Genomic DNA, 9,044 nt, shown 5'->3' on the forward strand with positions numbered 1-9,044 from the left:
ACCCGACACAGTCCGCCATGGCCCGTGGCTCGGGCGCTACCGGGCGGAGGGTGCGTCGAGTCTCGCCTCGGCAAGCTCGGGTTCTGCGCACCGCCCGCCCGCTGATGGTTGTCTCCCTCGCCTGCGCGGTGGCTCTGGTCGGCCTCGCCGTCAGCGCGGAGGACGCGTTGCCGGGCGAGACGCTGTACAGCGTCAAACGGCAGGTCGAGAACATTCAGGTGTCGCTGGTGCGCGATCCGATCGCGAAGGCGAAGACCCGTCTCGACGTGGCCGGTACCCGCATGGATGAGCTGCGCACGATCACTCTTGGCCAGGGCGCCCGCATCGACCGCCCCACCGGCGCTGCCAACCAGCCGCCGTCGGGCCCCGCGAGCCTGCTCCCGCCGACAGATCCGTTCGCCCAGCTGTGGATCACCGGAACGGGTCTTCCCCTCCCACCGGTCCGGCCCGTCGCCCCGGTCGAACCGATCCAGACGCCGCCCCCCAGCCGGCCGGCCGCACCGGTTCTACCGTCTCCGCCGGCCGCGTCGCCCCCAACCGCCGCACCCACCGCACCCGCCGCCTCGGCCACAACAGCCACCACCGCCACGGCCGGCTCGGCGATACCGGCCGGCTCGGCCACAACAACCACAACAACCACGTCGACCACGTCGGCCACGTCGGCCACGTCGACCACGTCCGCGGCCCTGGCCGCTTCCGGCCGCTATGCGGAGGCCGGCACGGTCAACAGCCTGCTGCGGGCCTGGTGTGCCCAGGCGCGAGCCGGCTCGCGAGTGCTGCTCGCCCGAGCCACCACAGGGAACGCCGACGCCTGGGCGACAATGGATGCCTTCACCACCGAGCAGTCCGATCGGCTGACACCCGTCCTCGCCGCCCTTCCAGCCGGCACGTCCGAAGCTGCACGGGCGACCCTTGGCCTCATCGACGAGTTCCGCCACGCCCTCGGCCTCCGCTTCCCACGAGCGACGGCCCCCGCCGCGGCGCAGCCCGCAGGCGCCACACTCACGACGGCGCCGTCCCGCGTCCCGCAGGAGCCCCCACCGTCCGCCGCGCCGACGTCCCAGGACGACGCCGAGCCAACCACCACGCCGACACCAGCCGGTGGCGTCATCGGCACCCCCGATGAGAAGGCGAGTCGGGGTAGGACCGAGGTAAGCCGGGCGGCCGAACCGGCCAAGCCGTCAGCGCCCACCGCGCAGGGACAGCCGAACGCGCCGAGCGCCGCGGCCCTGGCCAGGCAAGCAGGCGGATCCTCGCCGGTCCCGGCGGTCAGGGCCCCGAACCCACCAAACGCGTCCCCGCCGTCAAGCCCCACGAGTGCCCCCGTGGACAGAGCCGGCCAGGCAGGCACCACAAGCCAAGCTGTCCAGGCAGGCACGATCGACAAGGCAGGCACAGCTGGCGAGGCTGGCACTGCTGGCGGTGCCGGAGCCACGGCGACCGGTCTCGGGGCGGACCCGGCAGCACGGCTCGACGCTGCGGCGTCCACCGGCACGGCCTCCACCGGCACCACCTCCACCGGCACGGGCGGCTGGTCGGCGGGCGACAGCGCCGGCAGCGCGCCGGCGGCCGGCACACAGGCGCCGGGCGCTGCCACGGGATAGGCGGCCCCGAGCCGAGCGTCTGACATCTGAGCGCCGCCTGCCACCGGTCGGAGCCGTTGGAACGCAGTTACGGCGCGGTCGGGTTCGCACGGTTACTAAACCGCGAGATCCGTCCGTGACCAGCTGCGCACATAATCATGCCGAGGGGTGAGCATGGTTTCAGGCCACAAAACCGCGCTCAGGCCTCGGCACGATCTGACCGTGATATGGCCGGGTATCAAACGGCCGGGCCGGTGGGGCCGGGTCAGATCAGGTGGTGGGGTGCTCCTGCATCGCGGCGGCGCGCTCGCCGCGCGCGTGCTGGAGCATCTCGGCGACGAGGAAGGCCAGCTCGAGTGCCTGCCCGGTGTTCAGGCGCGGGTCGCAGGCGGTCTCGTAGCGGCCGCCGAGATCCTCCTCGCCGATCAGCTCGGCGCCGCCGAGGCACTCGGTGACGTTCTCCCCGGTCAGCTCGATGTGCAGCCCGCCCGGGTGGGTGCCCAGGGCCTTGTGCACCTCGAAGAAGCCGAAGACCTCGTCGAGCACGTCGTCGAAGTGGCGGGTCTTGACGCCGCCGACGTCGCGGGTGTTGCCGTGCATCGGGTCGCAGGACCAGACGACCGGCGGCCCGGCGGCGTTGACCTTCTCGATGATCGGCGGAAGGGCGTCACGGACCTTGCCTGCGCCCATCCGGGTGATCAGGGTCAGCCGGCCGGGGATGTGCTGCGGGTTGAGCCGCTCGGCGAGCTCGAGGACCTCGTCGGGGCTGGCCTTCGGACCGATCTTGCAGGCGATCGGGTTGCCCACCCGGGACAGCAGGTCGACGTGGGCACCGTCGAGGTCCCGGGTCCGCTCCCCGATCCAGATCATGTGCGCGGACAGGTCGTACGGGTTGCCGGTGGCGTCCTCCACGCGGGTGAGGGCGCGCTCGTACTCCAGCAGGAGACCCTCGTGGCTGGTGAACAGCTCCACTCCGGTCAGCGCCGCGCTGCCGAGGTCGATGCCGCAGGCGGCCATGAAGGCCAGCGCCCGCTCGATGTTCGTCGCCATCACCTCGTAGCGCCGGCCGGCCGCCGAGTCGCGCACGAAGGCCTTGTTCCACTCGTGGACCTTCGACAGGTCCGCGAACCCGCCGGTGGCGAACGCCCGGACGAGGTTCAGCGTTATTGCGCTCTGATGGTAGGAGGCGACCATGCGCATCGGGTCCGGCCGGCGGGAAGCAGCCGTGGCCGCGATGTCGTTGACGGCGTCGCCGCGGTAGGACGGCAGGCCGGTGCTCGACTCGATGTCGGCCGAACGCGGCTTGGCGTACTGGCCGGCGATGCGGGCGACCTTCACCACCGGCGTGCTCGCGCCGTAGGTGAGCACGACCGCCATCTGCAGCAGCGTCTTGACCTTGTCGCGGATCTTGTTGGCGGTGTTCGCCGCGAAGGTCTCGGCGCAGTCGCCGCCCTGAAGCAGGAATGCCTCACCCCGTGCAACCATCGCGAGGCGGTCGGTAAGTGAACGCACCTCGGGGGCGGTGACCAGCGGGGGAAGCACCGCAAGCTGGTTGTAGGCGGACTGCAGCTCCTCGGGATCGGGCCACGACGGCTGCTGCTTGGCCGGGAGGGTCCGCCAGACATCCAATGCGCTCACGAGACACAGGGTACGGTCCCGGCCGCCATACGAGCCGGTCAACCGGCCGACATGTTTCGGTTGAAGCCCCGAGCGTGCTCCGCGCCTGCCGACGGTCCGCAGGCGCCGATCAGCCGAAGAAGATCTCCGCCTCGCCGTAGAGCTCCTCGGGCACCGTCTTGAGCTCACGGGTCGCCTCTGCCAGCGGGACGCGGTCGATGCGGGTCCCGTGCAGGGCGACCATCACCCCGAAGTCGCCCTCGTGCACCGCGTCGACGGCGTGCAGGCCGAAGCGCGTCGCGAGCCAGCGATCGAACGCGGTCGGCGTGCCGCCGCGCTGAAGATGGCCGAGCACGGTGGCGCGGGCGTCCCGGCCGGTGCGGCCGCGGATCTCGGTCTCGAGGACCTGCGCGATGCCCTGCAGGCGGACGTGGCCGAAGGCGTCGAGCTCACCCTCCTTGGTGACCAGGGTGCCGGCGATCGGGGTGGCGCCCTCCGCGACGACGATGATCGGGGAGTAGTGGGTGGCGAAGCGGGCCTCGACGAAGGCGCAGACCTTGTCGAAGTCGAACGGCCGTTCCGGGATGAGGATGACGTTCGCACCGCCTGCCATCCCGCTGTGCAGGGCGATCCACCCGGCGTGACGCCCCATCACCTCGAGGATGAGCACGCGGTGGTGACTTTCCGCGGTGGTGTGGAGGCGGTCGATCGCCTCGGTGGCGATGTTGACCGCGGTGTCGAAGCCGAAGGTGTAGTCGGTGGCGGACAGGTCGTTGTCGATGGTCTTGGGAACCCCGACCACGGGCAGCCCCTCGGCGTACAGCTGGGCGGCCACGCCGAGGGTGTCCTCCCCGCCGATCGCGATGAGCGCGTCGATCTCGGCGGCGGCCAGGTTCTCGCGGACCAACGACGGCCCATCCACTGCGGCGTAGGGATTCGTGCGGCTCGACCCGAGAATGGTTCCGCCGCGCGGCAGGATGCCGCGCACCACCGCGGTGTCGAGCGGCACCATGTCACCGGTCAGCGGCCCGCGCCAGCCGTCCCGGAATCCCACGAAACTGTGCCCATAGACGCCCTCGCCCTTGCGGACGACGGCCCTGATCACCGCGTTGAGCCCGGGGCAGTCGCCGCCGCCGGTCAGTACGCCGATCCTCATCGCGAATACTCCTGTCGAGCGCGCCGGCCCCCCGCCGGCGGCAGCGTAGCGGCCGCCCCGCGCAGAGCAACGTGTTCGCACTAACCAGGCGTGGCGAGCTGACCACGGCGCGACGTCAGCGGCGCGACGTCAGCGGCACGACGTCAGCGGCACGACGTCAGCGGCGCGACGTCAGCGGCGCGAGGGTGGGACGGCGGCGATACGGGCGCGCAGCGGGGCGAGAATCTCCCAGCGCGCCAGGTTGTGCACGGCGTCGGCGAGGGCATCGTGCGCATTGGCCGGCGGCGGCGGCAGCGCCGGGCGTCCGACGTCCTCCCAGAGCTGGCGCAGGTCCCGGGTGAAGCGCGGGAGCTGCGCGGGCAGATCGGTCATCGTCCCGAAAAGCTGGCAGAGCACCACGTGGTCGTAGGCGCCGTACCAGGCCCACAGCTCCGGCGTGCCGTCGGCGGTCAGCAACGCGGCGATCTCCTCGCGGATCCGCGCCCGGGACCGCCACGCCGGGTCCGCGGGCGGCGGCAGCTGGTCGAGGACGTTGCGGCGGACCCACGGCACCGCGAAGGCCGGGTCGAACTCGGTGGACACGGCGTAGTAGCGCTGCGTGCCGTCCTCGCTGACGATGCCGATGCTGACCAGGTCCAGCCAGAGATGATCGGCCTCGTGGCGCTCGATGAACTCGGTGTCGTAGAAGAATCGGGTGCCCACCGGTTCAGTCTCCCCTGCCGGGCGGATCGGCGGACACGGACACCGGGTTCGGCGCCGACCGGACCGCCCTGCGCCGCCACGGCCGCAGCACGAGCGCGAGCAGCACCGCCGCCGCGGCCGCCCCGACCAGTGGCAGCACCAACAGCAGCGGCCCGGAGTAGTCCTCGTCGTTCTCGCTACGGGCAGACGCGGCGGCGGGCGCGCCCGAACCGCCCGGCAGCGCCGCCGCGGATCCCGGCGAGGGGGCGCAGCCGCCCGCTCCAGCGGTCGCGGGCGCGCTGACCCGGGGGCCGGCGATGGCCGGGGCGACTCGGACCTCGACCCGGGCTGCCCCGGGCTCAGCCACGACGCACAGCAGGCCCGCGCCCGGTGCCGAGGTCACCCGCGCGCCGGTGGCCTGGACCTGGTAACCCTGCGGGTAGGACCATGCCGGCAGGCTGATGGCCGTCGCCGCGCCGGCCGCCAGGGAACTCCCGGTAGGCGAGGCCGTCCGGAAAGTGACGGTGAGCACTCGCGCCGCGTCGAATCGCAGTGACTCGGGAGTCCCTGCGACGGCCACCGGGTACGGGCGGACGATCTCCGCCGGGGCGGCCTGGAGCGACCCGCCGCCCAGGGCAGGCGGCGGGTCGGTGCCGACCGTCCCGCCCGCACCGCTGGGCGCGTCGTAGAACCAGCTCAACCCGAAGGCGTCGGCGGCCGCCACCAGGCCGCGCAGGGCTGCGGACGAGCCATCCTTCCACCCGACCAGATAGCCGGTCGGGTCATTGACGGCGACGGTGGCCGCGGCGTCGAACGGGGCTGGGCGGTCCCGCCAGAGCAGGTGGACCGAGTCCTGAGCGATGACGGCGTCAGCCAGCGTTCCCCCGGTGCCCACGACGGCGGGGACCTCGTAGCCGAGCAGGCCCGGCTCGCCGTGCAACCGGGTCGCCAGCCGGCCGAGGCCGGCGGCGAGCGTGGCACTCGACAGCGCCTGACCCCGCACGGCGGGGACGAGCCGCAGCACGACCCGCAGCCCGCGGCCGGTGAACGTCCGGGCGAGGCTCGCAACCTGCCCGAGTCCGGGATCCGCGGAGGCCCCCGCGGCGGCATCGGGCGCCGGCCAGCCGGCAGTGACCGGGAAATGGCCACCCGCGGCCACCGGCACCGCGAGGCGCACGCCGCTGAAGCCGTAGCCGATCCAGCTGTCGAGGTCACGGGTGGTCGGGATGACGCCGGCGGGCACCGTCATCCCGCGGATGACGACCACGCGGCGCTCGCCGTCGATCAGGTAGGCCCCGGAACGGCTGATTGTGCCGGCGGGGACGGCACCGGCCGCGGAACCCGGTGCCGCCGCGTTGACCGCGGCGGGTGGAACGGGCCCGGCGAGCGCGGCCGGGCCCGCCGCGACGAGGCAACCGACGAGAACACCGAGCGCGAGCAGCAGCATGGCGGGCCGGCGGGCGCCACCACGCGGCTCGGCCCGCAGGTCACCCAGGCCGGGAGCCCGCCGCCACCGGCGAACGCCGTCCAACCGTTCGACCGCTGCCAGAGGAGCGAAATCGCCACACACGTCACCATCCTGCCGTGTTGCCGGCAGCCGGGTCAGACCGCCCGGTCGGCGTGGCCGTCCGTGACCCGCGGCTGGGTCGGCGCGACCACGGGACGGGACGGGCGTTCGCCGCCCGCCGCGGCCGACCCTTCGGCAGTCCCCGCCACCGCTACCGCCGCCGGCACGGGCCGCCCGCCCCGCACCGAGGTGCCAGCGGCGCCGTCCGCAGCGCCCGAGCCGCCCGCGGCGCCGCGGGCGGCGGCCATCTCCTCCTTGGCCCGCTTGGCGTACATGTCCACGTACTCCTGGCCGGACAGGGCCATCAGCTCGTACATGATCTGGTCGGTGATCGACCGCAGCACAAACCGGTCGTCCGCCATGTCGGCGTAGCGGGAGAAGTCGAGGGGCTGGCCGACCCGCATCCCGATCCGGCGGATCTTCGGTACCAGCTGGCCGGGCGGCTGCACCTCGAAGGTGCCGATCATCGCGATCGGGATCACCGGCACGCCGGCCTCCAGGGCCATCCGGGCAACGCCGATCTTGCCGCGGTAGAGGCGACCGTCGGGCGAGCGGGTGCCCTCCGGGTAGATGCCGATCAGCCGGCCCTGACGCAGGACACGCACGCCGGAACGCAGCGCGCCCTCGCTCGCCTTGCCGCCGCTGCGATCGATCGGGATCTGGCCGGCGCCGCTGAAGAACACGCGCTTGAACCATCCCTTGACGCCGGCCTCGGTGAAGTAGTCGCTCTTGGCCAGGAAGGTCACCCGCCGGGGGATCACCAGCGGCAGGAAGAAGTGGTCCAGAAACGACAGATGATTTCCGGCGAGGATCGCGGGGCCCTGCGCGGGGATGTTCTCGGCACCCTCCACCCATGGACGCCAGAACACTCGCAGGACCGGAGCCAGGACCACCTTGAGCACCCAGTAGAACAAGACAGCTCCCACCTGGTCACCGCCGTGAGACGACGCCCGCCAGGGCGGCCGTGACCGGGCCGCCCGTCATCACATCCGCCGAGACCGATCACATCAGACCCGAGCATCTCACCGCCCGCCCAGTGGAGCGCGGCGGCGCTCCGCGACCGGCGGACTGCGACCGGCGGACTGCGACGGTACGCGGGCCGCGCGGCGGATGCCGCCCGGCCACGAGCACCGACGGACACCGAGCCGCCCTCGAGCCTGAGCAGCGGCGGCCTCCTGTGTCCATCTAACGCCGACACGGCCCACTGTGGGCCCGCGGCACCCGGCCCGCCGCCGCCGGCGGCGGGAGCTCGCCAGGCGCGCGCCGGCAGCCTCGCGCCTATACCATCCCAGTGGGGGTGTTCTCGGTCCGAACGAACCCTTGACATTCCGACGACATATGCAAGACCGCGAGATACGCACGACCGTGGCCTCAACCCGCGGACCGTGCGAGCATACGTTTACCGGCGCTTTCCTTCCGCGCCGCCCCGCGATGTGGCACGCGGGCGGACGCAGGGCACGAAGGGCGGATACACGATGGCGGGCTCCACCGGCACAGCCGTCCTACCTGGCGCCGAGCCGTTCCAGTTCGCGGGTGGGCCGGTGGGCGTCCTGCTGGTCCACGGATTCACCGGCTCTCCGGGCAGCATGCGGCCCTGGGGCGAGGCTCTCGCCGCCGCCGGGCTCACTGTCTCCTGCCCGCTGCTCCCGGGTCACGGCACCCGCTGGCAGGACATGCTCCCCACCACCTGGCCCGACTGGTACGCCACCGTGCAGGGCGCGTTCCTGCGCCTGCGCGCGGACTGCGAGCAGGTGTTCGTCATGGGCCTGTCGATGGGTGGAACCCTGACCCTGCGGCTGGCCGAGGAGCACGGCTCCGACGTCGCCGGCGTGGTCACGGTGAACGCGAGTCTGTCCACCGAGCGGCGCCAGGCCGCGCTCGCCCCGCTGCTCGGCCGATTCATCCCGGCGGTGCGCGGCGTCGCCGGCGACGTGAAGGCCAAGGGGGTGCCCGAGGTCGGCTACGACCGGGTGCCGCTGCTGCCGTTCGCGTCGCTGCGCAAGTTGTGGGAGGTCACCCGCGGCGACCTCGGGCGGATCGACTGTCCGGTGCTCGCGTACCGCAGCGTCGTCGACCACGTGGTGGAGCCGAGCTCGGGCGCGATCCTGCTGGCCGGGGTCCGCGCGCCGATCGAGGAACGGCTGCTGCCGGACAGCTGGCATGTGGCAACCCTCGACAACGACAAGGAAACAATCTTCAAAGGCAGTCTGGACTTCGTCCAACAACACGCGGCGCTCGTGCCCGACCCGCCCCGCAGCGATGGCTGAGCACCCGCCGACGCCGGGCCAGGGCGAACCGCGGCCGTCCGCGGCGGGCGCGGCCGAGCCCGACCGTCCGGCGACGGACCGCGAGACGGCGGGCGGCGCGACCGGACCCGTCGGTGCCGCTGCGGCGCCCTCCGCCGACACCGACCCGACCACACCACCGTCGCCCGCCACCC

Annotated in this window: 7 protein-coding genes and 1 pseudogene; 3 read left to right on the forward strand and 5 right to left on the reverse strand. The window is 72.9% G+C overall.

All coding sequences use genetic code 11. The features are described from left to right. On the forward strand, positions 1-1,604 hold a 1,604-nt coding region (locus NBZ83_RS26400; RefSeq protein ID WP_261576003.1), incomplete at its 5' end, for a DUF5667 domain-containing protein. 249 nt (positions 1,605-1,853) lie between these two features. Here the strand turns inward: NBZ83_RS26400 and NBZ83_RS26405 are convergent. From NBZ83_RS26405 to NBZ83_RS26425, 5 genes are all read right to left on the reverse strand, one after another. Continuing rightward, complete coding sequence (locus tag NBZ83_RS26405) at positions 1,854-3,221, reverse strand: class II 3-deoxy-7-phosphoheptulonate synthase (protein WP_261565790.1); 1,368 nt, start codon at positions 3,219-3,221, stop codon at positions 1,854-1,856. A 109-nt stretch (positions 3,222-3,330) separates the two neighbouring features. Further along, positions 3,331-4,356, reverse strand: a complete 1,026-nt coding sequence (locus NBZ83_RS26410) for a 6-phosphofructokinase (protein WP_261565792.1) — start codon at positions 4,354-4,356, stop codon at positions 3,331-3,333. 171 nt (positions 4,357-4,527) lie between these two features. Next, on the reverse strand, positions 4,528-5,058 hold the full coding sequence (locus tag NBZ83_RS26415) for a polyadenylate-specific 3'-exoribonuclease AS (protein WP_261565794.1): 531 nt from the start codon (positions 5,056-5,058) through the stop codon (positions 4,528-4,530). 4 nt (positions 5,059-5,062) lie between these two features. Beyond that, positions 5,063-6,607, reverse strand: coding sequence for a hypothetical protein (locus NBZ83_RS26420; RefSeq protein ID WP_261565795.1), 1,545 nt, complete (start codon positions 6,605-6,607; stop codon positions 5,063-5,065). A 32-nt stretch (positions 6,608-6,639) separates the two neighbouring features. After that, on the reverse strand, positions 6,640-7,530 hold the full coding sequence (locus NBZ83_RS26425) for a lysophospholipid acyltransferase family protein (RefSeq protein WP_261565797.1): 891 nt from the start codon (positions 7,528-7,530) through the stop codon (positions 6,640-6,642). Between the two features lie 549 nt (positions 7,531-8,079). On the opposite strand from NBZ83_RS26425, the gene NBZ83_RS26430 reads away from it, so the two are divergent. Then, positions 8,080-8,871 carry an alpha/beta hydrolase gene (locus NBZ83_RS26430; protein WP_261565798.1) on the forward strand — a complete coding sequence of 264 codons (792 nt, stop codon included), beginning with the start codon at positions 8,080-8,082 and terminating at the stop codon, positions 8,869-8,871. After that, positions 8,864-9,044, forward strand: a pseudogene (locus NBZ83_RS26435) (hypothetical protein); the annotation flags it as partial. The gene NBZ83_RS26430 and the pseudogene NBZ83_RS26435, both read left to right, overlap by 8 nt.

Origin of the sequence: Frankia gtarii (genome assembly GCF_025403375.1) — a bacterium.
Classification (GTDB): Bacteria; Actinomycetota; Actinomycetes; order Frankiales; family Frankiaceae; genus Frankia; species Frankia gtarii.

Bases quoted from the DNA above. Each gene is read 5' to 3' on its own strand.
- NBZ83_RS26410 (WP_261565792.1), bottom strand. From the start codon at position 4,356: ATGAGGATCGGCGTACTGACCGGCGGCGGCGACTGCCCCGGGCTCAAC.
- NBZ83_RS26430 (WP_261565798.1), top strand. From the start codon at position 8,080: ATGGCGGGCTCCACCGGCACAGCCGTCCTACCTGGCGCCGAGCCGTTC.